Source organism: Phyllobacterium sp. CCNWLW183, from assembly GCF_037203775.1.
GTDB classification, from domain to species: domain Bacteria; phylum Pseudomonadota; class Alphaproteobacteria; order Rhizobiales; family Rhizobiaceae; genus Phyllobacterium; species Phyllobacterium ifriqiyense.
On sequence record NZ_JBBCBN010000004.1, the window covers coordinates 381,188 to 406,056 of the forward strand.

A 24,869-nucleotide genomic window follows, 5' to 3' on the forward strand; every position below is an offset into this window, starting at 1 on the left:
AGTCTAGGACTTCGCTCCATGAGCGAACAAGCAAAAATGAATGATGCAATGCAATCCGTGCCTTTGCCGGGAATGTCCGATGGCAAGAAAGGCTTTCTTTTTGCTCTCTCAGCATATCTTCTTTGGGGCGTCCTTCCGTTTTATCTGAAGACCGTCGCTCATATTCCTGCGCTGGAAGTGGTCGCACATCGTATTGTCTGGTCTGTGCCAATTGCCGGTATCCTGCTCTGGTGGCTCGGCCTGTTTGGTGATCTCAAGGTCGCTTTGACAACTCCGCGCATGCTGGCGATGGCCACACTAACCGCCAGTCTGATCACTGTTAACTGGGGCACTTATGTCTGGGCTATCGGCTCTGGCCATGCGATCGATACGGCCTTGGGTTACTATATAAATCCGCTGGTCAATGTCGTTCTGGGTGCAGTGTTTCTCGGCGAACGTCTATCCAAGCCCCAAATGGTGGCCGTTGCGCTGGCGGCTTGCGCCGTGCTGCTCCTCACCATTTATTCAGGTGGCTTGCCGTGGATATCGCTGGTCCTCGCATTCAGCTTTGGATTCTATGGGTTCTTCCGCAAAACTCTACCTATTGGCCCGACGCAGGGATTCATGCTGGAAGTTTTGATCTTGTCGATCCCATCGCTTGCTCTAATCGGCTGGACTATCATTCAGGGCACCAGCCATTTCATGCAGGGCAATACGCATGATATCGCTCTGTTGCTTTTCGCCGGTCCGGCAACCGCCGTTCCACTTATCCTTTATGCCTTTGGTGCGAAACTGCTCCGATACACCACGATTGGCCTGATGCAATATATTGCGCCGACCATTGTGTTTCTGAGTGCAATCTTTGTATTTGGCGAACCATTTTCACACATCCAGTTCATCGCTTTTGCTTTGATCTGGTCGGCTTTGGCCATCTATACGTGGTCCATGTTGCACGAAGCGCGCAAAGCTCGCCCGGCTACGGCGGCCTAGCGCCGCGAACCGCCAATCTTGCGAACAAACAGATAAACCATCACTGAAATAAACAGCGCTACAAAAGCCACGATCCAGAAACCGTGCGGACTTTCCAGAAATGGCAATCCACCGGTATTCATGCCGAACAAGCCGCTGATCACTGTTGTGGGCAACAGGACGGCGGTCATGATCGACAAAATATAGAGAAACTGGTTGGACTGGTCGGATAGCTTTGCCATGAGTTCGTCCTGCAAAAGCCGAGCCCGCTGTTGCAATTGCTCTCCCTCTGCATGCAGCGTTTCGGCTCTGCGAGACAGGCCTTCGATCAGGTCATCGAGGTTCTCGGGAAATGCACGCCGGTCAGCATGGTCGATATGGCGAAAAATGCCGGTGGCCGCGGTTAAATGGCGATGAAACAGCACAATCTGACGCCTTACGGGTACAAGCCGCTCCCGTTCGCCCTGCCAATTATCGCCGACGATATGATCTTCGATTGAGTCGAGCGTCTCGGCAAGTTTTGCTATTTCAGCTTTCAACAATTCAAGAAAACGCCGAAATATGGCGTGGAACAGATCCAGCGGAGTTTCAAGTCTGATCTTGTCCCGCAATATGAACTGCCGGACATCATCGACCGATTGCAGAGGGTATCTGCGCCCGCTAATGAATAGTTTCTCGTTTAAAGCGAAGCGGAAATAACCCAGTTTGCGTGCATCGCCATAATGCTCGTGCTGCAGGTCGGGAAGTTCGCCGAAAAGCCAGCCGTCTTCATAGTTTATCTGATATTGGTCGCCCGCAGCGAGCAAGGTTTCCTTGACCGCTTCCGGGAGGTCGTCGTCGTTTTCCAGGTTACGTTTGGCGCGTACATCTACCAGCGCGTAACTTTTCCATGACCAGCTACTATCCACAGCAGATTTCGTAATCAGGCAGCCGCCGGTATCAAAATCATGGACTATGACAAAATCGTCGGTTCGAGGCGATAAATGTTTGGGATCGAGCGTGTCGATGATGCTGACCCTTTCATTCCGTCAGAGACGTTCGATGATCGCTTCATTGCCTTCCCGATCCCCCCTCGACGCGGCGCTGAGGATTGCGGGTACAATATCTTCGGGCCTGTCTACCACAATTGGATTGACCAAATGTGACGTGTGTACGAACCCCTCGGCTTTCATGTGATCAAGTAGAGCCAGCATCGGATTCCAGAATCCATTGATGTTCGCAAAAACCATCGGCTTTTTGTGACGGCCAAGCTGCGCCCAGGTCATGATCTCGACAATTTCTTCGACAGTTCCAATACCACCGGGGAGGGTGACAAAAGCATCGGAACGCTCGAACATCTTGTGTTTGCGCTGGTGCATGTCCTCAGTGACGATCAACTCTGACAGCTGCTGCAGTGAATGCTCGGTGGCTTCCTTGTTCATAAGGAATTTCGGAATAATGCCGGTCACTTTGCCGCCTGCGGACATGACGCCATCGGCGACTGCACCCATAATACCTTTTGTGCCGCCGCCATAGATCAACTCAAGGCCATGCTCGGCTATAGAGTTTCCAAGCAGCTTGCCGCTTTGTTTGTAAATTGGATCACGGCCCGGCGAGGAACCGCAGTAAACACAAATGGATCGAATCTTGCTCATATATTCTTGGTGCCTTTTGCTTTGCTGACAGTCAAGCGCGACAAATCGGGACACCCTACCGCTTTGGCTGAATTAAAAGTATAGTAGGCCGGATTTGCGTCGTTTCTTGTAGAGGAGCATAAAAGGCGCTAGAGCAAAAAAGAACAAGAGGGTAGAAAAACAATGCTCAGCACACGAATTGCATTATTGGGGGTCAGCGCCGTTGTTGCCGCGGGGTTGGTTGCGCTTTATCTGGCAGATATTTCGGGTAAGACAGACGCTGATAAACCAGCCGCAATTGCTAATATTGACACTTCGGTGAAGCCTGCCGCACCAACAGAGCCAGCCGCCGAACCGGCTGCTTCGGTGCCTTCCACGGGCACTGCCCCGACACAGCAAGCAGCAATGCCGCAACCGGAACTGACAACAGTTCCACCAAGCTCTGGCGCACCCACTTTTGATGTATTGCGTGTCGAGCCGACCGGGTCGATTGTCATTGCGGGCAAGGCGTCGGCCAATGCCACTGTTGATCTGCTCTCACGCTCTAAAGTCATTGGCACTACAAAATCCAATGAAAGTGGCGACTTTGTTATTGTTCTCGAAGATCCGTTGAAGCCCGGCGATTATCAGCTTGTGCTGCGTTCAACCGGAGCCAGCGGGACAGCCATGACTTCGATTGAAACCGCAATAGTATCAATTCCTGAATCCAAAACCGGACAGGTGTTGGCTCTTGTCGAGCAATCGGGCCAGCCAAGCCGCATGATCACGACACCAGCGGCCACGCCCGCGCCCGATGCCGCACAGGCAGTGGTCACTGCTGCCCCGAAGGGCGACAAGCCCGTTGTTCAGCCAGCCGTTAAAGCCCGTATTGCTGTGGAAGCTGTCGAGATCGAAGGCAACAAGCTCTTCATCGCTGGCACTGCCGAAGCAGGCTTGACTGTGAAGGTTTACGCAAACAGCGATTTGCTGGGATCAACAATGACAACGCCGGAAGGGCGTTTTCTTGTTCAGACCGTAAAGGAGCTGGCAGTTGGCGACTATATCGTTCGCGCCGATATGCTTGCGGCTGACGGTGTTACCGTTCTTGCCAGATCCGCCGTACCTTTCAAACGTGAGGCAGGCGAGCGAGTATCGGCCGTCGCAGCTGCGCCGAAAGCCGATGAGCCTGTACAGGCCGAGAGCGCGACAGCGCAAGCTGCAACAGGTGATGCTGCCGCACCACTGCAAAGTGTTGAGGGCTCGGTCATTATTCGCCGGGGTGATAATCTGTGGCGGATTTCGCGCCGGACCTATGGCGAGGGAATGCGTTACACCACCATCTATCTTGCCAATAAAGAGCAGATACGCAATCCAAACCGGATTTTTCCTGGACAAGTGTTCGCCTTGCCTGAAACGGATAAACCCGCCGTCCAATAGAAAATATCTGCTGTATTCCGGCGGTTTTACGCAAAAGATTTGCGGGTAGGATTGCGTTTGCGATATATATCGTTTATCGACGATATACGATGACTTGCCAAAAATCTTTTGAAGACATTGAGAACGCCCGTATCCTGGCCGCGCTTGCCCATCCGGCTCGTCTGCGCATTGTCCGTCAGCTGTCATGTCTGGATGCATCGTGCTGCAAGGATATTGTCGCTGGTCTCGACCTTGCTCAATCGACGGTTTCGCAGCATCTCAAGATTTTGGTTGAAGCTGGATTGGTTCGTTATCGCCAGTCCGGTCAAAGCTCGCATTACAGCATTGACCCGGCAGCATTCGCTCACGTTGCAATGCTTGTAAACAAAATGGCAGAGCTCTGCTGTCCACCACAAAAAATCATTCCACCGCAGCCGCAAGTCTGGCGCGAAAACATGCTCGAGGATTAGACGTGCCCGAAAAGACCGTATCATCCGAGTCTGGAAAAACTTTCCAGACAATCCGCAACCTTTGGCCGTATATGTGGCCGGTTGAACGTCCAGATCTGCGCATGCGGGTCGTATGGGCTACGGTCTACCTCATCATTTCCAAAATTGTATTGATCCTGGTTCCTTACTTTTTCAAGTGGGCAACCGATGCGTTGAACGGAAAGCTGGAAGTTTCAGAACTTTTGCCAGTCTTGCTCATCGGCCCTCTGATGCTGGTCGCTGCCTATAATCTGGCACGTATTGTTCAAGCTGGGCTTAACCAGTTGCGCGATGCGCTCTTTGCCAGTGTCGGTCAATATGCCGTGCGCAAACTCGCTTATAAGACGTTTGTTCATATGCACGAACTATCCCTGCGTTTCCACGTCGAGCGCCGCACCGGTGGTCTGTCGCGCATCATCGAGCGTGGAACAAAGGGCATTGAAACTATTGTCCGTTTTACAATCCTCAATACAGCCCCGACGATCATCGAATTCCTGATGACCGCAGTGATATTTGCGTTCACCTATGGCCTGTCTTACGTGGCGGTCGTCGTAGCTACTGTTTGGCTTTATACTTGGTTCACAGTGCGCGCCAGTGACTGGCGGATCAATATTCGCCGCGACATGAACGAATCCGACACCGATGCCAATTCCAAGGCGATCGACTCGCTGTTGAACTTCGAGACCGTTAAATATTTTGGCAATGAAACCATGGAAGCAACCCGCTTTGATGGGGCAATGGCGCGATACGAAGTTTCCGCGACGCGCATCTGGACTTCGCTCGGTTGGTTGAACTTCGGTCAGGCGGTGATTTTCGGTATCGGCATGGCGGTCATGATGATCATGTCGGGCAGGGAGGTCATGGCAGGCACCCAGACAATAGGCGATTTTGTTTTCATCAATGCCATGTTGATGCAGCTTTCCATCCCGTTGAATTTTATTGGTTTTATATATCGGGAAATTCGTCAGGGATTGACTGATATTGAACAGATGTTTGATCTGCTTGATGTCGAGCAGGAAGTGAAAGACAAGCCTAATGCAAAGGCCTTGCAGATTGATCGTGGCACGGTCCGCTTTGACAATGTGCAATTTGCCTATGATCCAAAGCGCCCGATCTTGAAGGGTGTCAGCTTTGAGGTGCCAGCGGGCAAGACGGTGGCTATCGTCGGTCCATCGGGCGCGGGCAAATCAACGCTGTCGCGCCTGCTATTCCGCTTCTACGATATACAAAGTGGTTCGATCAGCATTGATGGGCAGGATATCCGCGATGTGACACAGGAAAGCTTGCGCTCAGCCATTGGTATGGTGCCGCAGGATACTGTGCTTTTTAATGACTCTATTGCCTACAACATCCGCTATGGCCGAGTTAGCGCTACCGACGAGGAAATGCGTAATGCCGCCGAGCTTGCGCAGATCGGGCCATTTATCAATACGTTGCCCGAGGGCTATCAGGCCATGGTCGGTGAACGCGGGCTTAAGCTCTCCGGCGGCGAAAAGCAGCGTGTTGCCATTGCTCGAACGATCCTCAAGGCGCCCCCCATCCTCATACTTGACGAGGCGACGTCCGCTCTGGATAGCGCCACCGAGCATGAAATTCAGTCGGCACTTGATTTGGTCAGTCGTGACCGGACAACCCTTGTTATCGCCCACCGGCTTTCGACCATTATCGGCGCAGATGAAATCATTGTTTTGAAGGATGGCGTGATTGCTGAACGTGGTACACATACCAAGCTGCTGAAAATTAAAGGCCTTTATGCGTCAATGTGGAATCGCCAACGCGAGGCAACCGAGGCCGAAGAGCGGTTGCGCCGCGTACAGGCCGAGGACGATCTTGGAGTGGTTGTCCGTGGAAAGCCTGCAATGCCCGCGTGAATGGTTTGCCCCGGCGGCCAATCTCCGATAAGAACGCGAAAACTCGTTGAAAAATAGCCGTCATGTAACGACATAGCCTACGGCGTTTCGCGACATATGATGCTGGCATAATCAGGGATAGATGAATGAGCCTTGTTGATACGATCCGTAATACTTTTGTGCCCATCCATAAGGAAGGCTATCCCTTCATTGCTGGTTTCGCCGTTGCCACACTCATTCTTGGTTATCTTTGGGGCCCATTGTTCTGGATCGGCCTGATACTAACCGCTTGGTGCATTTATTTCTATCGTGATCCCCAGCGCGTAACTCCCACCGATGACAAGCTGGTTATAAGCCCGGCGGATGGACTCGTTTCGGCTGTTGGGCCTGCAGTGCCACCGCGCGAGCTTGGATTGGGCGATACGGAAATGACCAGAATTTCCGTCTTCATGAATGTTTTTTCCTGCCATATCAACCGCGCTCCGGTTCGCGGTCGAATTTCCACTATCGTCCATAAACCCGGCAAGTTCCTCAATGCCGAACTCGACAAAGCCAGTGCGGAAAATGAGCGCAATGGTCTGGTTATCGAAAGCCCCAATGGCGAGGTTGCTGTTGTGCAGGTTGCCGGTCTGGTTGCCCGCCGTATTGTGTGCTGGGTCGATGAAAGCAACTCAATCTCAATCGGCGAGCGCTTTGGCCTGATCCGCTTTGGCTCTCGCGTCGATGTCTATCTGCCGCAGGGATTTGTGCCGCGTGTTGCAGTCGGCCAAACGGCCGTTGGCGGCGAAACGGTTGTTGCTGAATTTGGTGGCGCGCCAAGCGCACCTCTGGTCCGGATAAGCTAATCAATGCCGTTGGAGCAAGAAACAGACCCGTTGTTTGACGAGAAACATCAAAATGCCGAACCGAAAGGCACGCGCATTCCCCTGCGTTACCTCATGCCCAACGTCATCACAGTTCTGGCCATCTGCGCCGGGCTGACCGGTATCCGGCTGGCATTTGAAAACAGATTCGAGCTGGCCGTTTCAATGGTTCTGCTGGCTGCGTTCCTTGACGGCATAGACGGGCGCATCGCCCGCATGATGAAGGGTTCATCCAAGTTCGGCGCTCAGATGGACTCGCTTGCTGATATCGTCAATTTCGGCGTTGCACCGGCTTTGGTCCTTTATGCCTATATGCTTGATCAGGCGCGATCCTTCGGCTGGATTGCGGCGCTGCTTTATTGCATTGCCTGTTGCTTGCGGCTCGCCCGCTTTAACGTCATGCTTGACGTCGTCGGCAAACCGCTATGGCAGAATAACTTCTTTACGGGCGTCCCTGCTCCTGCAGGCGCCATGCTGGTCATGTTGCCGGTTTATCTGGGCTTCCTCGGTCTTGTTCCCACGCGTACATTCGCCTTTATAGCAGCCGCCTATACGGTGGGTGTGGCGGTGCTGATGATCAGCCGCTTACCGGTCTATAGCGGAAAGGCAGCAGGCACCAAGCTTCGTTCAGATTGGGTCATGCCGACCTTCCTGTTTATCGTGGTCTATGTGGCATTCCTGATGAGTTACACATGGGAAACGCTAACATTGACGACAATCGCCTTCTTCCTGACCTTGCCGTTCAGCTACAGGGCATGGAAACGTTTTGAAGCGGCGGATGCTGCCAGTACCAGCACAGATGCCGAAAAGGATGGTTCCGAAATCCAATCCTGATGTCGGAGCCACTCACCTCTACTGCTCAGTGTTAAAAGTCCGTTTGAAGGCGGCAGCAACCATGTTGATTAACTGCGCGTGAATTTCGCCGCGCGATCGTCCTTCGACATTGTCACAAAGTGCTTCGGTGATACCTTTAGCTTTCAAAGCTTCGGATGCACCGGCTTTGCATTCCGCAAACATACTGAAATGATTAGCGCCATCAATCGTCGAGTAACGTGCGTGAGGGATGAGCTTCGCCGTTTGTGACACATCTACCGTTGGTGGAACCTCTCCGCTACGTCCCAGGTTTATCAAATCGACCGGAATTGTGATGCTGGCAATGCTTTCGGTGGTTAGCGTCCCCACCATTGCGGGATCAACTGCGACTGCTGATCGAATTCGATTGTCTCGGTAGTTTTGGCCTGCGGGCTGCAGATTCATCGTGTGAAGGTCGACGCCGCTTTGTTTGATCCATTCACACAAAGAGTTGTTGCTCGAGCCGTTGTCGCAATAAGATGCCAGCCGTTGCTGGTTCACCTTGGCTCCGGCTACTGCAAGGGCCGTATATCCGCCCATGGAGAGACCAAGCGCCCCGACTTTCTCCCAGTCAATTTTATTCTGAAACGCTGTACTTATTTTGAGGGCATCCAACGTAGACGTAAAATCCGCGGGCCGTAGCCAAAGCTTCATTGCCTCACCCGCCGATCTATTTCCACTCTGGTTGCCGGGATGATTTGGTGCGGCAACAATGTAACCATGTTTCGCCAACGAAGCGGCAATCCAGCTTGTGGCTCCTGCATTCCCTGCAATACCTGTGCCGTGGGAAAGCAGAATGAGTGGAAATTTGCCCTTCAGTATTGGCGCATCCCGCATGCTGGTGGTGCCGCTAAAAAACGGGGTATTGCCAAGCAGCGCTTCCTCGCCGCCAATCTGTGCTGGGTACCAGATTGTAACATGAAGATTGATGCCTCTTTCTTTTGACGGGGACAAGAATTCACGTACCCCGACATTCATGTCGTCAGCATGAGCGATTTGCAGTGTTGTAACGAGAGCGAGCCCGGTGAGAAACGCAAATTTCTTCATAGTGAAACTCCTTGTTTTGGATGTATGAAAATGATTTCGGGCCTCAGCGAATTGTCGCGCGGACATAATCGCTCTTGATATCGATGGAGGGTTTTGCACCGGGGGTGTTCATAAGTTTGCTATCGATAAAAGATGCTTTGGCATCAACCGCATAGCTGATCGGCGTGTCCTTCAAAAAACTGAACGCGGCATCAAGCGCGCGGGACTCCAGACGGATGGTCTCGTTGTTGCTGCTTCGCTCAAAGCGAACGTCGCTGCGCACTGCATCGCCGTTGATGTCGAGCCTGGAGGCATAACCGTCCAGCGAAAAATCGGCTGCATTTGCATTGATGCGAATGCTGCGATACTCACCGGAAAAACGCGCAAGCAAAGCGTGTTGCTCAATGCTGATATCAGCGCCCTTGGGCAGATTGACGATAATCCCAACTTCACAATCAGAAAGGCTGAGAAGAGGAGATTCTGTAACGTCGATTGTTAATGTCTGATCTTTGATTTCAGTGGTCGTTTTCGTTTCGCAGCGGTTCGAGAACCAATTCGAATACCAACTTGCAAGCCAGCTTGTCCTGGTCCCTGTGATAGTCGCCGCATAGGGAACCGTGTCTAGAGTGGTGAAATCCAAACGGCTGCTCTCGCCGGTTATCGTCACCTGCTTGATCCTCGTCATATCCAGCTGAGCTGCGGTCTCGGCCTTTGCGGCGACAGGCGTAAGAGTGGTAAAGAGCAGAATAAGCGAAGCAAAAAATCCTGGCATGTTGATCTCCTTGAAATGCGGCGCTTGGATTAGCGCCAGCATCAGGGAGCGGCATTGTTCAGATATTTTCGACCTTGATCACAATTCAGGTCGTCCGCGATCACGATTGAGGACATATTGAGCCTCAAACTCATTCGGATAATGTTGAAAATGCTTTTCGTGCCTTTACCTTTCGTCGTTGCGCTTCTGCTCTTTATCCTGCTCGTCCAAATGATCCGGCGGCAGGAAGAGGGGGCATCAAACCCGTTCTTCTTCGCATGGTTGATTGTTGCTGCCGTGCAAGCGGTGGTTATAGGCGTGCGCTGGGGTTATGACTTCCTTGAGATATTGCCGCTTCAGGCAATACTTGCGGCCGCAGCTCCCACATTGGCATGGCTCAGTTTTGATAGTTTGCGAACTGAACGACCACCGTCTGAGCGGCCTTTTCTATTGCTCCATCTCCTTCCGACGTTGGCGGTCGCCGGTTTTGTCGCCTTTTGGCCCGACCCCATCTCACTGACGATCATTCTCATTTTTCTCGGGTACGGGTTTGCGCTTGCCCGGCTCGCTTGGGCTGGCCCCAATATCTTGGGCGCATCGCGGCTGGATGGCGTCATTACGTCTTATCGGGCCTTGCAGCTTACCGCGATTTCCACTGTCGGCTCCGCGGTGATCGACCTGCTGGTAACTTTCGATTTCGCGGAAACGGGCGGACTTCATTCGGGCCGTATTGTCGCTATCGCCAATATTATCGGCCTTCTTGTTCTTGGAACTGCGGCTACTGTGGCTGGTGCCAGCCAACCTTTGGCGGATGAAAGCAGCGATGAGCCTGCATTGTCCAGCCAGCCTACCTCTGACGATGCTGCGGTGGCCTTGGCGCTGGATGAGTTTATGCAGTCGCGTCAGCCATATCGCGATGTGGATCTCAATTTGAACAGACTGGGCCGAAAAATGGGGCTCTCAGTCAGGCAGATATCCAATGCGGTCAACCGCGCCAAAGGGATGAGCGTTTCACAATATGTGAATGATTACCGGGTGAGGGACGCTTGCAACCTTCTCACGCAGACCGATGAGCCAATCACGCGCATCATGTTCGACGCTGGTTTTCAGACCAAATCAAACTTTAACCGCGAGTTTCTGCGTGTCACCGGCATGAGTCCGAAAGCATGGCGCACGCGTAACAATAAGGTGGACGAGACAAACGTCATTCGTCTCGCCGTTTAACTGGGGTTGTTATAGCTCAGCAGTTTGCCTGACTGCACTTTGTACAGCTTTCCGGTTTCATCAATAGCGGGATCACAGAGCAGGGCGATCTTCGCAGCCACTTCTGCAGGTGTCGGCAATGTCTCCGGATCTTCCCCCGGCACAGCCTGAGCACGCATCGCAGTACGCGTTGCACCGGGATCGACCGAATGCACCCTCAACTTTGTTTGTTTGGTCTCTTCCGCCCAGCTGCGCGCGAAAACTTCCACGGCAGCTTTCGAAGCGGCATAGGGAGCCCAGTAGGCGCGGGCAGAGTGGGCAACACTCGACGAAAGCAGCAATGCACGGCCAGCGTCGGAAAGCTTCAGCAAAGGGTCTGTGGTCCGAATAAGGCGCCAGACGCTGGAAACATTGACAGTCATCAGCTTGTCGAAGACCTTTGCCTCGACATGGCCGATAGGCGAAATGGTACCGAGCACACCAGCATTGGCGATCATTATATCAAGCTTGCCCCAACGCTCGTGAATTGAGCCGCCGAGGCGATCAATGGCTGGCAGATCGGTCAGGTCGAGTGGAACCAGCGTTGCCGAGCCACCAGCTTTTGTAATTTCGTCGTCCAGTTCTTCAAGGCCGCCTACCGTGCGTGCAACAGCGATAACATGCGCGCCGCGTCCAGCGAGTTCTTTTGCAAGGTGATAGCCAATGCCGCGCGAAGCGCCGGTGACAAGCGCAAGCTTGCCATCCAGCCGAAAACTGCCGTCAGAAATCATGAAGTGAACTCAACCGTTATTTGCCAGAAGTGAGAACTGACGGACATTGTCCGGGCCGTCCTTGTCGAGAAGGCGCGTCGGGTAGTCGCCAGTGAAATAGTGATCGGTAAAGAGTGGCGCACGCGGGTCTCGCGGAGCTCCGCTTACGGCCTTGTAGAGCCCGTCTATCGACAGAAACGCCAATGAATCCGCGCCGATATACGCACACATCGCATCAAGATCAGCATATTGGTTTGCCAGCAGCTTATCTGCATCGGGCGTATCAATGCCGTAGAAATCCGGGTGGAAAATCATCGGGCTGGCAACGCGGATATGCACTTCGCTTGCGCCAGCATCGCGGATCATTTGCACGATCTTGACGGATGTCGTTCCGCGCACAATGGAATCGTCCACCAGAACAACGCGCTTGCCTTCGATGACTGCGCGATTGGCTGAGTGTTTCAATTTGACGCCGAACGCACGAATGGATTGTGTCGGCTCGATAAAGGTTCTGCCGACATAATGGTTGCGGATGATACCAAGCTCGAAGGGGATGCCGCTCGCCTGCGCAAAACCTATCGCAGCCGGTGTACCGCCATCGGGAACGGGCACGACAACATCAGCCTCAAGCGGTGCTTCCTTGGCGAGGTTGATGCCCATATTCTTGCGGGCGGTATAAACATTGCGGCCACCAACAACTGAATCAGGACGGGCAAAATATACATATTCGAACAGGCAAAGCCGCTCAGGTTTCGGGTTCTGCGGCTTGAACGTCTCAATGCTGATGGAACCATCAGCTTGAATCTCGCAAACCACGACTTCACCATTTTCGATATCGCGAACGAATTTGGCACCAATAATGTCCAGCGCGCAGCTCTCGGAAGCAAAAATCGGCTTGCCATTGAGGTCGCCCATCACAAGCGGACGAATGCCTATCGGGTCACGGGCGGCGATCAACTTTGTGCGGGTGAGGGCGAGCATCGCATAGCCGCCTTCCATCTGGCGGATCGCGTCAATGAAGCGATCGCTCGATGATGTGCTGCGCGAGCGGGCAATGAGATGTAGCACAACTTCCGTATCGGAATTGGACTGGCAGATAGCACCATCGGCAATAAGCTTGCGGCGCATGGTAAGGCCATTGGTGAAATTGCCGTTATGGGCAATGGCAATGCCACCGATTTCCAGCTCGGCGAAAAGCGGCTGCACATTGCGGAGAGCAGCGTCACCTGTTGTGGAGTAGCGGACATGGCCTATAGCGCGGTCACCGGGCAGCTGAGCCAATGTAGCCGGGTTGGTATAATGGTCCCCAACAAGGCCCATACGGCGCTCTGAGCAGAATTGGTTGCCATCGTATGAGACTATACCTGCAGCTTCCTGGCCGCGATGCTGCAATGCATGCAGTCCCAACGCTGTCAGTGTGGCCGCATCAGGATGGCCCAAAATGCCAAACACACCGCACTCTTCATGCAGTGTGTCATCGTCAAGGGACATCAATTGGTTATCGTCACGAGAAATGTCGGTCATTGCCGCCAGCCCTTTCGCCCCAAGTTCATTGGGATCGAGTCAATTGTGCCTAGTTGTATTATGCCACACTATATGGGGTATTACCAAGGAAACCCCAAGAGCGGTATTGACGCAGTTCATGTTATTGTCCGGTTACTCTGGTGTTGTGCCTTCCGGAGGAATGTCTTCCTTCGGTTCAACCGTTGTCGTTCCGTCTGGCGCAGTATCCGTTGCCGCAGGCGTACCGGGCTTCAAACGCTTCAGAATGGTTGATTCCGGGTCTTCCGGCAAAAGCGCAACCAGTTTTGCACCTAGCTCGTCGATCATCGGCTTTGATTTGGCCTGTGCCACCCATGCCGGCTGATTTTCGGTAACGAGCCAGTTGAAAAACAACATCGCAACCACGACGAGCAGAACACCGCGTGCTGCTCCGAATAGAAAGCCGAGTGTGCGATCCAGCGCGCCGATGCGGCTATCGATGATAAAATCGGCGATCTTCATCGTAATAATGGAAACAACGATGAGCGTGATGATGAAAACCAGACCGGCAGCCGCAATCTGCGCAATTGTGTCATTGCTGATGTAAGGGGCTAAAAAGGGAACCACTGGCTTGTAAAAAACATAGGCGGCAACGGCAGCGGCGGCCCATGATACGACAGACAATACTTCGCGCGAGAAGCCACGAACCATGGCCAGGACCGCCGAGACAAGGGTTATGCCCAATAGTATTCCGTCAAGCAACGTTATCGGCATTTTATTTGGTCCTCATATCAAAACCAACCATTTGATCAGTCTTCGCGTTGTCTCTTGCCCGGTCCGGATGCTGCTATCCGGGCCACAAGGTCCGGCAGTGATGCGGTCTCGGTCAGACGAGCATTGCCGTTCTTTGCGACATCGTTGCTTCCCTTGGGAAGAACAGCCTGCTTGAACCCAAGCTTGTCTGCTTCTTTCAGTCTTTGCACTGCATGCGCCACAGGGCGAACAGCACCAGATAGACTGACTTCGCCGAAATAGACGCAATCGGCGGGAAGGGCAATACCAGCAATTGAGGAAACCAGTGCAGATGCAACAGCAATATCAGCGGCGGGCTCGGTTATCCGGTATCCACCAGCCACATTCAGATACACATCATGCTGTCCAAACCGAACGCCGCAATGGGCTTCAAGCACGGCGAGAATCATCGAAAGGCGGTTTCCATCCCAACCAACAACGGCGCGGCGCGGCGTGCCGAGCGTTGAGGGAGCGACCAAAGCCTGAATTTCAACGAGGATAGGCCGCGTTCCCTCCATACCGGCAAAAACAGCGGCGCCCGGCGCTTTATCGTTCCTTTCGCCAAGAAACAGCTCGGAGGGATTGGCGACCTGACGCAAGCCCTTATCCGACATTTCAAACACGCCGATTTCATCAGTCGGCCCAAACCGGTTTTTGACGGTGCGAAGAATACGGTAATGGTGGCCACCTTCACCTTCAAAATAAAGCACGGCATCGACCATATGCTCGATGACACGCGGTCCTGCAATTTGGCCCTCTTTGGTCACATGTCCGACGAGAACAACGGCTGCACCTGTTTGCTTGGCATAGCGAATCATGGCCTGTGCTCCGGCGCGAACCTGGGTCACTGTGCCGGGTGCAGAATCAGCGGCATCTGTCCAAAGCGTCTGGATCGAATCGATAATGATCAGATCCGGGCGTTTCGCCTCGGAGATGGTCGCAAGTATATCTTCAACATTGGTTTCTGCCGCCAGCAGCACATCTGTATCGGCGGCGTCCAGCCGCTGCGCACGCAGACGTATCTGTGCTACTGCTTCTTCGCCTGATACGTATATAACGCGGTGTCCCTGACGCGATAAGGCAGCGGCGGCCTGTGTCAGCAAGGTCGATTTGCCGATACCCGGATCGCCGCCGATCAGAATGGCCGACCCGCGTACGAAGCCGCCGCCCGTCACACGATCAAGCTCGCCAATTCCCGACTGGATGCGTGGGGCGTCTTCGATTTCACCCGATAAGGTGGTCAGCGCAACGGCACGGCCCTTGCGGCTAGAAAGCTTGCCGGGTCCGCTGCCTATGCCGCCAGATGTGCCTTCTTCGACAAGTGTATTCCATTCGCCGCATGCATCGCACTTGCCGGCCCAGCGTGTGTGAACGGCACCGCAATTCTGGCAGATGAATTGAATTCTAGCCTTGGCCATTAAATCTCATTTCCGCTGTAAAGGTAGCGGCGGTGATAGCGGTTTCCAAGGCTGGTAAGCAACTCATATCCGATTGTGCCTGCAGCGCGCGCAGCATCATCAAGCGAAATATTGCTGCCAAACAGTTCGATATAGTCACCGGCCTTGGCCTCGCCTTCGTCCAGTTCGGAAATATCGAACGAGGTTAGATCCATTGTCACGCGCCCGATGATTGGAACTTTCTTGCCTGCAATGAAACCACAACCACCATTATTGAGCGTTTGCCGCAGGGGGACGCCGCTGCCCGACGCCGAGCGCAAATAGCCATCTGCGTAGCCAACAGAGCAGATCGCAATACGCGTATCACGGGTCAGTCTCGCTGTAGCGCCGTAGCCCGCCGTCTCGCCTTTAAGGCCTGTGCGAATCTGAACTATCCGTGCTTCTGACGTGACCACCGGCCGCATTGGGTTGGCAATGCCCGAAACAGGCTCGCCGCCATACATGGCGACGCCGGGACGGCTCAACTCATAGCCAGCGTTCAAACTATGAAAGATGCCGGGTGAATTGGCGATGCTTGATTCAATTCCAGAGAAATGTTCGCGAAGCTTTTGAAATGATTCAAATTGCCGTTGGCTAAGCTCATGTTTTTGTTCATCTGCCGTTGCCAGATGGGTAATCAGCAGGATCGGCTTGTCATCTTTGGATTCACCGGCAAAACGGATGGCTTCGTTAACGGTGAGGCCGAGGCGGTTCATCCCCGTATCGACATGCAGAGCATAGGGCAGTTTTTCGGTGCGACCGGCATTGAGTGCCTTCCAGCTTGCAAGTTCCTGCAACGACCCAAGCACTGGAGTGAGGTTGGATTGTTCGTAGACCGGAAAAGCCTCAGCGAAGAAGCCGTTAAGCACAAAAACTTGCGCATCAGGCGCGACAGCCTTTACACGCAATCCTTCCTCGGCCAGAGCCACAAAAAATGTGCGGCATCCAGCTTTCCATAAAACCGGAACGACATGGATAATACCAAGGCCATAGGCGTCAGCCTTGACCACAGCCGCCGTACGGGCAGGCTTGGACCTCTCGGCAAGCAGAAGCCAGTTTGCAACCAAGGCATCAAGATCAATGGTTAAACGTCCGCCAGCGAGCCGTGGATCAGCGCCCGTCGTAGCAATATGTTGCATTTTAGCAGTCATCCTTACTCGAAACGTTCAGGAAGATGCGAATCCTCGGCAAGATCGGTAAAGCGGGTAAACTCCGCCTGGAAAGCGAGCCGTACTGTTCCTGTCGGGCCATGACGCTGCTTGGCCACGATGACTTCTGCCTTGCCGATTGCTTCGTTCAACTCAGCCTGCCATTTGAAGTGCTCTTCGGTTCCGGGCTTAGGTTCTTTGTTCTTGATGTAATATTCGTCGCGATACACAAACAATACAACGTCGGCGTCCTGCTCGATCGAACCGGATTCGCGCAAGTCAGAAAGCTGCGGATGTTTGTCTTCGCGGCTTTCCACCTGACGCGAGAGCTGCGAGAGAGCAATGATCGGTGTATTCAACTCCTTGCCCAGAGCTTTCAGGCCAGTGGTAATCTCGGTAATTTCCTGCACGCGGTTTTCCGATGCGCGCTTGGATGATCCCTGCATCAGCTGAATATAGTCGATCACAATCACGTCGAGGCCACGCTGGCGCTTCAAGCGGCGTGCACGAGCCGCCAATTGAGCAATGGATATACCACCCGTCTGATCGATATAGAGTGGCACACGCTGCATATGCTGCGAACAGGCAACGAGCTTTTCAAAATCAGCTTCACTGATTTCACCGCGGCGGATTTTTGAAGAGCTGATTTCCGATTGCTCGGAAATGATACGCGTTGCCAGCTGTTCAGACGACATTTCCAGCGAGAAAAAGCCGACAACGCCGCCATTCTTAGCTTTAAAACTGCCATCGGCCAATTGTTCAGGCTCGTAGGCTGCGGCGATGTTGAAGGCGATATTGGTCGCAAGCGAGGTTTTGCCCATACCAGGACGTCCTGCAAGAACGATCAAATCTGAAGGCTGCAATCCACCCATACGCGCATCGAGCGCACGGATACCCGTTGATACGCCGGAAAGATGTCCGTCGCGCATGAATGCAGCGTTGGCCATATCCACAGCATTCTTGACCGCATCGGTAAATGTCTGGAAGCCACCATCATAGCGCCCGGTTTCAGCCAGTTCGAACAGGCGTCGTTCCGCATCCTCGATCTGGCCTTGCGGCGCTACATCGACCGGCGCGTCATAGGCGATATTCACCATATCTTCGCCAATGGTGATCAGCGCCCGGCGTGTCGCCAGATCATAAATCGCGCGGCCATAGTCTTCGGCATTGATGACGGTCACAGCTTCCGCTGCAAGACGTGCCAGATATTGCATGACGGTCATGTCGCCGATCTTCGCGTCGGCGGGCATGAATGTTTTAAGCGTCACGGGATTGGCCATCTTGCCCATCCGAATCATGTCGGATGCGACTTCGAAGATTTTCCGGTGCAGAGGCTCATTGAAATGCGTGGGCTTCAGGAAGTCGGAAACACGATAGAACGCATCATTATTGACCAGAATTGCGCCAAGCAAAGCCTGTTCGGCCTCAATATTGTTGGGGGCCTCGCGATAGAGCGTGCCCTGCGCTTCGTTGATCTTGCGTACCGTAGCTTCTGCCATTTTGTATTTTCCTGTTCGCCAACACTATGGCTTAATGACACGAGCTGTGGAGTGACAGATTTGCTCCTATTTCCCGATATCGGCATTTATCCACAATGCCATCCACACAAATGCGAGTGTGAGAAACTTTGCTTGACTTGCATCCACAATCATAACGTGAGTCGGGCGGAAAAGGCGATGCAATAGCGCTTACCTCTCCGTCATCCTCGGGCTTGACCCGAGGACCCAATCTCATTGGCAATGGGAGAAATAGCAGATCCTCGGGTCAAGCCCGAGGATGACGGAGAAGTATGCGTTAAAGTACCATCGCACTAAGGTCCAATCACCGCCCGGCAATCGATTCCTTTGCGTTCACTTGGCTATTGGCCGAGCTGCGTTCACACTCAAGGCGCTTTAGTCGCTTCTCTTCCTGTTCGATATAGTTGCGTGTGAACGGCACGGCTTCCTGTCGATGAGCCAATTGAATCTGGAACACCATCAGGTTCTGCCAGCGGAATGCTGATTCTGATGCCGCCAGATAAAACTCCCACATCCGGCAAAACCGTTCATCATAGATCGCTTTTGCCTTATCGCGATTTGCCATGAAACGTTCGCGCCAGATGCGCAATGTATCAGCATAGTGCAGACGTAGAATTTCGATATCAGTAATGACCAAGCCGGCTTTTTCGATATGTGGAATGACTTCCGAAAGGGCAGGGATATAACCTCCCGGGAAGATATATTTCTGAATGAAGGCATTGGTGTAGGACGGCCCGTCTGAACGCCCGATCGAATGCAACAGGAAGACGCCATCCTTCTTGAGCAGACGCGCTGTGTGCTGAAAATATTCGGAGAAATGACCAATGCCTACATGCTCGAACATGCCGACCGAAACAATCCGGTCGAAACTGTCATCGATTGTACGATAGTCTTGCAGGTTGAATTGAGCCTGTGATGACAGTCCTTCATCAAAAGCACGCTTATTAGCAATGCCGTGCTGTTCTTGCGAGAGGGTGACGCCTGTGACATTGGCCTCGAGGTGCCTTGCCAGATACAGTCCCATGCCACCCCAGCCGCAGCCGATATCGAGGGTCTTATGACCTTTTTCGATAAGCAGTTTTGCAGCTATGTGACGTTTTTTTGCAAGCTGAGCCTCTTCGAGGGTCGCATCTGGCCTTTCGAAGTAAGCGCAGGAATATTGCATGTCGGTATCGAGAAAGAGCCGATACAAATCCTCCGACAGATCGTAGTGACGTTGCACATTGCTTGATGCACGGGTCAGATTGTTCATCTGGTGTAAACGCCGGGTAGCGCGCCGTATGCCCTCAAGCGCAAGCATCCAGGGTTCCTTGGCTGCCGTAGCTCCGGTATTTTCGAAGATAAGTTTCAAAATATCGTAGATGTCGCCCTGCAGAACATCAATCTCGCTGTTCATATAGGCTTCTGCAAAGTGCAAGGATGGGTCGAACGCGATCCTGCGTTCTGCCGCGGCAGTATTGATGCGGAAGTGATATTCCTCGCCGGTCCCGTCGCCAAACATGCGGGTTTTTCCGCCGGAATCGGTTATTTTCAAAGTACCAGTGTGAATCATGCGCGTAAGGGCGGCGCGTAGAAGTGCATTCATGAACAATCTCCATCTTAGACGATAGAGCTCGGCCATAAGGCGACTCAAAGGGAGTCTTGGTCGGGCGTGGGTGGACTCAGTAAATTTAATTGATTTTTTCAATCTGAAAAGCAAAAAAGTACCCGGCATTGCTACCGGGTACTTTTACCAAATGAAAACAACTCTTTCGAGTGCTTTGTATCTTCTTTAAATCAGGCGTTTTCTTCGCCGTCTTCGTCTTCATCAAAGAATTCGTCCGAAAGCGGAGCTTCTTCAATGCCGTAAATTGCTTCGGCAGAAGTAAGGTCTTCGCCCTTAACCTGACGCTCAGCTTCATCAGCTGTACGAGCAATATTGATGGTTACTGTTGCTTCAACTTCAGGGTGCAGCGACAGAACAATCTTGTGCAGGCCGATTGTCTTGATCGGTGTGTTCAATTCAACCTGGTTGCGGTTGATTGAGAAGCCTTCAGCTGTGATCAGGTCAGCAATGTCACGGGTCGAAACTGAACCGTATAGCTGGCCGGTCTCACCAGCGGAGCGAACAGCAATGAATGACTTGCCATCAAGCTTGTCAGCAATTGCCTGAGCTTCTGTCTTGCGCTCGAGGTTGCGCGCTTCAAGCTGTGCGCGCTGGCCTTCGAACTTCTTCTTGTTGGCTTCGTTTGCACGAAGAGCCTTGCCCTGTGGCAGAAGGAAGTTACGGGCAAAGCCGTCCTTGACCTTGACTGTATCGCCCATCTGGCCGAGGCGGCCAATGCGTTCTAGTAGAATGACGTCCATTTGAGTTTTTCCTTATAGTTTAGTGTCTTCAATTATCATTGCTGGGTGGGGTATTATTTCCTGCCTTCGAAACCGGTGCGCTGCGCGATGTGTCGAACAATCCGGCTACAAGAAAGAAGAAAAGTGTGAATGTGAAAATGATGACGGCAAGGTAAGCCAGCCACAAAGCGACCGGCCGCCAAGTTGCACCGCGCGTCCTGGCATGCATGATTGCAAAGCCCGCCATCAGGAATCCGGCACCAAGTGCCCCGGCAATTGCTGTTGCCGCATATCCGATGCCGCCTGGCAGAAAACACGCGGCGCATGCAATCGCAAACACAAAAAGGCCAGGGCGCGGCATGCGTAATGCCCGTGGCCAATCATCTTTCGGGCGGCGAAGCTTGCCCGATGCTGCTGTCAACCGCAGAGCAATATAGAGATTGCCGACGATGAGGATGACCCATACTGCAGGCTGAATTGCGGGAAGCGCGCGCACAACAAATTCGGCCAGTCCCTGCGCAACTTCCGCATTGGGTGCGAGTTGGGGGTTGGTCGCTACAAGTTGCTGCCCCAAGGATTTGATCAAAGCCTGGGCAAACTCGTCGCCATAGCCAATCAACATGCCAATTGCGATGAATGCCGCCGCTACAATCAGCGTAAGCCGCAGGAGTGTATCTGCCAGCGGATACCAGACATATGCGTCGCTGGGACCGCCAACTTCGGAGGCAGGGCGCGCAAGTCCTGTAAAATAGGCTGCAGCGGCCGCCGGAAGCGCGATAATCAGAACGAGGACGAGTGCTGCCGTAGGGGCAGCCAGCACCGATACGATCACCGCCATGGATAGCGCTGCGATAAAGCCGGTGGCAGTGCCCCAGCCGAGAGCAGCGACAAAAATGGGGAGGGGGGAGAACAGCAGCAATGTCATGGCAAGGGTGGACTGCGCGATAACGCCAATCGAGAGCAGCGCGGCTGCAAGCCCCGCTAATACTCCAACGCCAAAATCTTTTGCTGTAGGTAACATTTCGCTCGCTGTCCTGCTTGCATAAGCAGTTAGAGGTGGTTTTTAAACCGATGCCTCAACTTGGGTTTTATTTTTCACCAACTCCGCGCCCATCGCGACTGGTGTACTAAACGGTAGAGTAAGGCGGCGATCAGATCGCCGCCTTAATCAATATTACTTCACGACGTATGGCAGAAGGCCAAGGAAACGTGCGCGCTTGATCGCCTGAGCGAGTTCGCGCTGCTTCTTCTGGCTCACAGCTGTGATACGCGAAGGAACGATCTTGCCACGCTCGGAAATGTAGCGCGACAGAAGCTTTACGTCCTTGTAGTCGATCTTCGGCGCATTCGCACCCGAGAACGGGCAGGTCTTGCGGCGGCGATGGAACGGACGGCGGGTCGGGATCTGATTGATGTCAACCATTATTCTGCTCCTTCACCGGCTTCGTCACGTGGACGGCGTGGGCGACGCGGACGGTCGTCATCACGGCCACCGAACTTGTTGTCATCGCGATCACGGCGATCGTCACGGCGAGCGAGCATGGCCGACTGGCCTTCCTCGTGTTCGTCAACGCGGATCGTCATGAAACGCAGGACGTCTTCGTTGATGCGCTGCTGACGCTCGAGCTCTGCAACAGCCGCTGCAGGAGCAGTGATGTTGAGCAGCGAGTAATACGCCTTGCGGTTCTTGTTAATACGATATGTGAGAGCACGGAGCCCCCAGCTTTCGATACGCCCGACTGTGCCGCCATTGGTCTCGATGATGCCCTTGTATTGTTCTACAAGCGCATCGACCTGCTGCTGCGAAATGTCCTGTCGAGCAAGGAACACATGTTCATAAAGAGCCATTTGTCTTTGCCTTTCTTCGTTAGTATTGCCCGGATCAACGGATGAACCTCTGCGAATCTCTCAGGCCGGTGAACGGCGAAGAAAGGACGCGTATGGAGACGATCGAGAGAGGAGACACGGGAGGCTGAAGCTTTTCGCTCCGACGGATTGAAATCCGGCCCTCCGTTCAGCCCCCAGTTGACGCCGAGCAATGAACGGGCGCTCTATACGGGCAAAACGTGAAAGAAGCAACCCGTTCGCCAATTTTAATGGTTTGGGTTCAAGCCCGGCTTGGGAAAATTAGTCCCATAGGGTCGCGATCTTTGGAGTTGGCTCCAATGACCCACTCATTGCGAAATATTTGTAGAGCACAAGGAGTGATAACAATTTTTCTTGTGTCTGGTCATCGAATTGGCTGACATGGGCATTGGCATTTCGGATAATGGCAACTGCTTCGTCGGCATGCTTGTTATAATAGCAAATCTTATCTTCCAGATCCGCAAAATCAGGGCGCAATTGCACATAATGATGTCCTGGTATCAGGCACCCTTCCATAAACCAGGTTTCGTAGACAGGGTCTGGCATCATGCATAGTGATTGGGACGCCATTATCCATTGCAGGTTTGTCGCCACATCATGCCCTTCCACCGAAATTATGTAGCGGAATCGCCTTATCTGCTCCACCGCCGACATGAATGGCTTGCCCCAGGGGGAGGAGGCATCATGACTCGCCATTCCAACATCACACAGTGGATGGTCGAAATAACGTTTAACCAAGGAAGAGCGTTTTTCGTTATTGTTGCCACCTCGCCATACTGCTAATGGCTGTTTTTCGGCGAAGGTTACGGGAACATCCAATTTTTGAAAATGGCGAAGCTTGTTGAGCTTCAGTAAAACCGATTCTTTATTGTCTCCGTGGATCGGGCGGCTTTTCACAATGGACGGTACGTGAGGAACGGAAGTCACATCGCCGAAAATATGTGCTATTTCCAACTCAGCAGGGAAGTACCGGGCATGTTCCTTCAGGTCGTAATAGTACATGCTCTGGTTTCTCGGTAAATTGGAGATTTTGGAGCTTGCTTCAATGCGCGGTGATCGTTCTCCAATCTTGTTGTAATAATTCAGGCGGGATCTGAGATGATCCCGTTCGCATATCTGGAAATCTTCACATAGAACATTCAGCTGCCTGCGGAATAAATGCTGAGGCAACAGGTCTCTGATAATGTTTCTGGAGTAATATTCGATCTTCTTTATTGATCTGGTGATGGACATTGGCTTCAAAAAATTGGCAACCGAACCAACCGTCTACAGCCGAAAAAGCTTGCTGAATTCCGGAGTAGCATTGGGGCGTCTGAGGTTGAAATGGTTAGCTGAAAATGTATTGCGTTATAATATGTAAGGTGGGATTGAACCCTGCGATATTGGCAACATCGTGCATTGCAGTGGTGTGATATGCAAGTCAGTTTTTTCAAAGGCCCATGAGAGAGCTTGACTTCGCGCTTGCTGATAGGCACACCGCGCGGCACATTGAGCCCGGTTTCATTTGGAGGCATTTCTATGTCCATAGCATTCACCTTTCCCGGACAGGGGAGTCAGTCCGTCGGCATGGGCAAGGCGCTTGCCGACAATTTTGCACAAGCCAAGGCCGTCTTTGATGAGGTGGACGAGGCTTTGGGTGAAAAGCTGTCCTCCATCATATGGGAAGGGCCTGAAGAGACATTGACGCTTACTGCCAATGCGCAGCCGGCTTTGATGGCCGTATCGATTGCGGTGATCCGCGTGCTGGAATCCCAGGGCATCTCGCTTAAGGACAAGGTTTCCTTTGTAGCTGGCCACTCGCTGGGTGAATATTCTGCGCTTTGCGCGGCTGGTACGTTCTCCTTGGCCGATACCGCGCGGCTTTTGCGTATTCGCGGCAACGCCATGCAAAAAGCAGTTCCAGCGGGTCAGGGCGCTATGGCTGCCATTATCGGTCTTGAGTATGCGGACGTCGAATCCGTGTGCGCCGAGGCCTCGGCGCAAGGATCGGTTCAGATCGCCAATGATAATGGCGGCGGACAACTGGTTATCTCGGGTGCAAAAGCTCCGGTCGAGGCGGCCGCTGCGCTGGCTTCTGCCAAGGGTGCAAAGCGTGCGATCATGTTGCCTGTTTCCGCTCCTTTTCATTCAGCTCTCATGGCGCCTGCCGCAGATGCGATGAGGGATGCTCTTGCAGCCGTTGCCAAGAATGATCCCATCGTGCCGCTTATTGCCAATGTCAAAGCGGCGCCGGTTAGTTCTGCCGATGAAATTGCAGCCTTGCTAGTTGAGCAGGTGACCGGACGGGTTCGCTGGCGCGAAACTGTTGAGTGGTTTGGTGCCAATGGGGTATCGACGCTCTATGAGATTGGCGCAGGCAAAGTGCTTACAGGGCTTGCGCGCCGTATCAATAAAGACATTTCCGGTGTAGCAGTTGGGACGCCGGAAGATATTGAAGCGGCTGTAGCCGCCCTGAATGCTTGATAAACACTGGAATAGAGGAACGCGCAATGTTTGACCTTACTGGCCGCAAGGCTCTCATTACGGGCGCAACAGGTGGTATCGGTGAAGCGATTGCCCGCGCGC

Annotated in this window: 24 protein-coding genes and 1 pseudogene; 9 read left to right on the forward strand and 16 right to left on the reverse strand. The window is 53.1% G+C overall.

The window, feature by feature from the left end:
- Positions 1 to 18 precede the first annotated feature (18 nt).
- Positions 19 to 969, forward strand: coding sequence for an EamA family transporter RarD (gene rarD, locus V9K95_RS12385; RefSeq protein WP_115051815.1), 951 nt, complete (start codon positions 19 to 21; stop codon positions 967 to 969).
- Here the strand turns inward: rarD and V9K95_RS12390 are convergent.
- On the reverse strand, positions 966 to 1,856 hold the full coding sequence (locus V9K95_RS12390) for a CorA family divalent cation transporter (RefSeq protein ID WP_336440997.1): 891 nt from the start codon (positions 1,854 to 1,856) through the stop codon (positions 966 to 968). The two genes, rarD and V9K95_RS12390, sit on opposite strands and share 4 nt — an antisense overlap.
- A 120-nt stretch (positions 1,857 to 1,976) precedes the next feature.
- Entirely contained in the window at positions 1,977 to 2,582 is a 606-nt protein-coding gene (locus tag V9K95_RS12395) for a TIGR00730 family Rossman fold protein (protein WP_115051813.1), read from the reverse strand.
- A gap of 162 nt (positions 2,583 to 2,744) precedes the next feature.
- On the opposite strand from V9K95_RS12395, the gene V9K95_RS12400 reads away from it, so the two are divergent.
- From V9K95_RS12400 to pssA, 5 genes are all read left to right on the forward strand, one after another.
- Positions 2,745 to 3,977 (forward strand): LysM peptidoglycan-binding domain-containing protein, encoded by a 1,233-nt coding sequence (locus V9K95_RS12400; RefSeq protein WP_336440998.1) that lies wholly within the window; start codon positions 2,745 to 2,747, stop codon positions 3,975 to 3,977.
- An 89-nt stretch (positions 3,978 to 4,066) separates the two neighbouring features.
- Entirely contained in the window at positions 4,067 to 4,426 is a 360-nt protein-coding gene (locus V9K95_RS12405; RefSeq protein ID WP_115051811.1) for an ArsR/SmtB family transcription factor, read from the forward strand.
- A 71-nt stretch (positions 4,427 to 4,497) separates the two neighbouring features.
- Positions 4,498 to 6,315, forward strand: coding sequence for an ABCB family ABC transporter ATP-binding protein/permease (locus tag V9K95_RS12410; protein ID WP_370878861.1), 1,818 nt, complete (start codon positions 4,498 to 4,500; stop codon positions 6,313 to 6,315).
- A gap of 125 nt (positions 6,316 to 6,440) precedes the next feature.
- Positions 6,441 to 7,139, forward strand: coding sequence for a phosphatidylserine decarboxylase (locus tag V9K95_RS12415; protein WP_336440999.1), 699 nt, complete (start codon positions 6,441 to 6,443; stop codon positions 7,137 to 7,139).
- A 3-nt stretch (positions 7,140 to 7,142) separates the two neighbouring features.
- Positions 7,143 to 7,991 (forward strand): CDP-diacylglycerol--serine O-phosphatidyltransferase, encoded by an 849-nt coding sequence (pssA, locus tag V9K95_RS12420; protein WP_115051808.1) that lies wholly within the window; start codon positions 7,143 to 7,145, stop codon positions 7,989 to 7,991.
- Positions 7,992 to 8,009: 18 nt separating this feature from the next.
- Here the strand turns inward: pssA and V9K95_RS12425 are convergent, their stop codons facing one another.
- Complete coding sequence (locus tag V9K95_RS12425) at positions 8,010 to 9,155, reverse strand: alpha/beta hydrolase family protein (protein WP_336441000.1); 1,146 nt, start codon at positions 9,153 to 9,155, stop codon at positions 8,010 to 8,012.
- Positions 9,100 to 9,807 carry a hypothetical protein gene (locus V9K95_RS12430; protein WP_336441001.1) on the reverse strand — a complete coding sequence of 236 codons (708 nt, stop codon included), beginning with the start codon at positions 9,805 to 9,807 and terminating at the stop codon, positions 9,100 to 9,102. The genes V9K95_RS12425 and V9K95_RS12430 overlap by 56 nt, the downstream gene beginning before the upstream one ends.
- Positions 9,808 to 9,924: 117 nt before the next feature.
- Here V9K95_RS12430 and V9K95_RS12435 point away from each other — a divergent pair, with 117 nt between their 5' ends.
- Entirely contained in the window at positions 9,925 to 11,010 is a 1,086-nt protein-coding gene (locus tag V9K95_RS12435; RefSeq protein WP_336441002.1) for a helix-turn-helix domain-containing protein, read from the forward strand.
- Here the strand turns inward: V9K95_RS12435 and V9K95_RS12440 are convergent.
- From V9K95_RS12440 to V9K95_RS12495, 12 genes are all read right to left on the reverse strand, one after another.
- Entirely contained in the window at positions 11,007 to 11,759 is a 753-nt protein-coding gene (locus tag V9K95_RS12440) for an SDR family NAD(P)-dependent oxidoreductase (protein ID WP_115051805.1), read from the reverse strand. The two genes, V9K95_RS12435 and V9K95_RS12440, sit on opposite strands and share 4 nt — an antisense overlap.
- A gap of 9 nt (positions 11,760 to 11,768) precedes the next feature.
- Positions 11,769 to 13,262, reverse strand: coding sequence for an amidophosphoribosyltransferase (gene purF / locus V9K95_RS12445; protein ID WP_336441003.1), 1,494 nt, complete (start codon positions 13,260 to 13,262; stop codon positions 11,769 to 11,771).
- A gap of 132 nt (positions 13,263 to 13,394) precedes the next feature.
- Positions 13,395 to 13,994 carry a CvpA family protein gene (locus V9K95_RS12450; protein ID WP_115051803.1) on the reverse strand — a complete coding sequence of 200 codons (600 nt, stop codon included), beginning with the start codon at positions 13,992 to 13,994 and terminating at the stop codon, positions 13,395 to 13,397.
- A 35-nt stretch (positions 13,995 to 14,029) separates the two neighbouring features.
- On the reverse strand, positions 14,030 to 15,430 hold the full coding sequence (radA, locus tag V9K95_RS12455) for a DNA repair protein RadA (protein ID WP_307283959.1): 1,401 nt from the start codon (positions 15,428 to 15,430) through the stop codon (positions 14,030 to 14,032).
- Positions 15,430 to 16,587: an alanine racemase gene (gene alr, locus V9K95_RS12460; protein WP_307283961.1), complete on the reverse strand. Its 1,158-nt coding sequence runs from the start codon at positions 16,585 to 16,587 to the stop codon at positions 15,430 to 15,432. Before alr ends, radA begins: the two co-directional genes overlap by 1 nt.
- A 14-nt stretch (positions 16,588 to 16,601) precedes the next feature.
- Positions 16,602 to 18,095, reverse strand: coding sequence for a replicative DNA helicase (locus V9K95_RS12465; RefSeq protein ID WP_115051800.1), 1,494 nt, complete (start codon positions 18,093 to 18,095; stop codon positions 16,602 to 16,604).
- A 322-nt stretch (positions 18,096 to 18,417) separates the two neighbouring features.
- Entirely contained in the window at positions 18,418 to 19,698 is a 1,281-nt protein-coding gene (locus V9K95_RS12470) for an SAM-dependent methyltransferase (protein WP_115051799.1), read from the reverse strand.
- Positions 19,699 to 19,889: 191 nt separating this feature from the next.
- Complete coding sequence (gene rplI, locus V9K95_RS12475) at positions 19,890 to 20,459, reverse strand: 50S ribosomal protein L9 (protein WP_115051798.1); 570 nt, start codon at positions 20,457 to 20,459, stop codon at positions 19,890 to 19,892.
- 28 nt (positions 20,460 to 20,487) lie between these two features.
- Positions 20,488 to 21,459, reverse strand: a complete 972-nt coding sequence (locus V9K95_RS12480; RefSeq protein ID WP_115051797.1) for a DUF2232 domain-containing protein — start codon at positions 21,457 to 21,459, stop codon at positions 20,488 to 20,490.
- 153 nt (positions 21,460 to 21,612) lie between these two features.
- Entirely contained in the window at positions 21,613 to 21,861 is a 249-nt protein-coding gene (gene rpsR / locus V9K95_RS12485) for a 30S ribosomal protein S18 (RefSeq protein ID WP_008128538.1), read from the reverse strand.
- The gene (rpsF, locus tag V9K95_RS12490; protein ID WP_106664746.1) at positions 21,861 to 22,286 is read right to left on the reverse strand and encodes a 30S ribosomal protein S6; all 426 of its coding nucleotides are present in this window, start codon (positions 22,284 to 22,286) and stop codon (positions 21,861 to 21,863) included. The genes rpsR and rpsF overlap by 1 nt, the downstream gene beginning before the upstream one ends.
- 279 nt (positions 22,287 to 22,565) lie before the next feature.
- The gene (locus tag V9K95_RS12495) at positions 22,566 to 23,306 is read right to left on the reverse strand and encodes a glycosyl transferase family 90 (RefSeq protein WP_336441004.1); all 741 of its coding nucleotides are present in this window, start codon (positions 23,304 to 23,306) and stop codon (positions 22,566 to 22,568) included.
- Between the two features lie 516 nt (positions 23,307 to 23,822).
- Between V9K95_RS12495 and fabD the strand changes: the two genes are divergently transcribed.
- A complete protein-coding gene (gene fabD, locus V9K95_RS12500) occupies positions 23,823 to 24,767 on the forward strand; it encodes an ACP S-malonyltransferase (protein WP_336441005.1) in 945 nt (314 codons plus the stop codon).
- A gap of 26 nt (positions 24,768 to 24,793) precedes the next feature.
- Positions 24,794 to 24,869 (forward strand): annotated as a pseudogene (locus tag V9K95_RS12505) (beta-ketoacyl-ACP reductase); the annotation flags it as partial.

Excerpts from the sequence above, each read along its gene's own strand:
- rarD (WP_115051815.1), top strand. The coding sequence starts at position 19 with ATGAGCGAACAAGCAAAAATGAATGATGCAATGCAATCCGTGCCTTTG.
- V9K95_RS12395 (WP_115051813.1), bottom strand. The coding sequence starts at position 2,582 with ATGAGCAAGATTCGATCCATTTGTGTTTACTGCGGTTCCTCGCCGGGC.
- V9K95_RS12400 (WP_336440998.1), top strand. The coding sequence starts at position 2,745 with ATGCTCAGCACACGAATTGCATTATTGGGGGTCAGCGCCGTTGTTGCC.
- V9K95_RS12405 (WP_115051811.1), top strand. The coding sequence starts at position 4,067 with ATGACTTGCCAAAAATCTTTTGAAGACATTGAGAACGCCCGTATCCTG.
- V9K95_RS12410 (WP_370878861.1), top strand. The coding sequence starts at position 4,498 with ATGTGGCCGGTTGAACGTCCAGATCTGCGCATGCGGGTCGTATGGGCT.
- V9K95_RS12415 (WP_336440999.1), top strand. The coding sequence starts at position 6,441 with ATGAGCCTTGTTGATACGATCCGTAATACTTTTGTGCCCATCCATAAG.
- pssA (WP_115051808.1), top strand. The coding sequence starts at position 7,143 with ATGCCGTTGGAGCAAGAAACAGACCCGTTGTTTGACGAGAAACATCAA.
- V9K95_RS12430 (WP_336441001.1), bottom strand. The coding sequence starts at position 9,807 with ATGCCAGGATTTTTTGCTTCGCTTATTCTGCTCTTTACCACTCTTACG.
- V9K95_RS12440 (WP_115051805.1), bottom strand. The coding sequence starts at position 11,759 with ATGATTTCTGACGGCAGTTTTCGGCTGGATGGCAAGCTTGCGCTTGTC.
- purF (WP_336441003.1), bottom strand. The coding sequence starts at position 13,262 with ATGACCGACATTTCTCGTGACGATAACCAATTGATGTCCCTTGACGAT.
- V9K95_RS12450 (WP_115051803.1), bottom strand. The coding sequence starts at position 13,994 with ATGCCGATAACGTTGCTTGACGGAATACTATTGGGCATAACCCTTGTC.
- radA (WP_307283959.1), bottom strand. The coding sequence starts at position 15,430 with ATGGCCAAGGCTAGAATTCAATTCATCTGCCAGAATTGCGGTGCCGTT.
- alr (WP_307283961.1), bottom strand. The coding sequence starts at position 16,587 with ATGCAACATATTGCTACGACGGGCGCTGATCCACGGCTCGCTGGCGGA.
- V9K95_RS12465 (WP_115051800.1), bottom strand. The coding sequence starts at position 18,095 with ATGGCAGAAGCTACGGTACGCAAGATCAACGAAGCGCAGGGCACGCTC.
- V9K95_RS12470 (WP_115051799.1), bottom strand. The coding sequence starts at position 19,698 with ATGAATGCACTTCTACGCGCCGCCCTTACGCGCATGATTCACACTGGT.
- rplI (WP_115051798.1), bottom strand. The coding sequence starts at position 20,459 with ATGGACGTCATTCTACTAGAACGCATTGGCCGCCTCGGCCAGATGGGC.
- V9K95_RS12480 (WP_115051797.1), bottom strand. The coding sequence starts at position 21,459 with ATGTTACCTACAGCAAAAGATTTTGGCGTTGGAGTATTAGCGGGGCTT.
- rpsR (WP_008128538.1), bottom strand. The coding sequence starts at position 21,861 with ATGGTTGACATCAATCAGATCCCGACCCGCCGTCCGTTCCATCGCCGC.
- rpsF (WP_106664746.1), bottom strand. The coding sequence starts at position 22,286 with ATGGCTCTTTATGAACATGTGTTCCTTGCTCGACAGGACATTTCGCAG.
- V9K95_RS12495 (WP_336441004.1), bottom strand. The coding sequence starts at position 23,306 with ATGTACTATTACGACCTGAAGGAACATGCCCGGTACTTCCCTGCTGAG.
- fabD (WP_336441005.1), top strand. The coding sequence starts at position 23,823 with ATGTCCATAGCATTCACCTTTCCCGGACAGGGGAGTCAGTCCGTCGGC.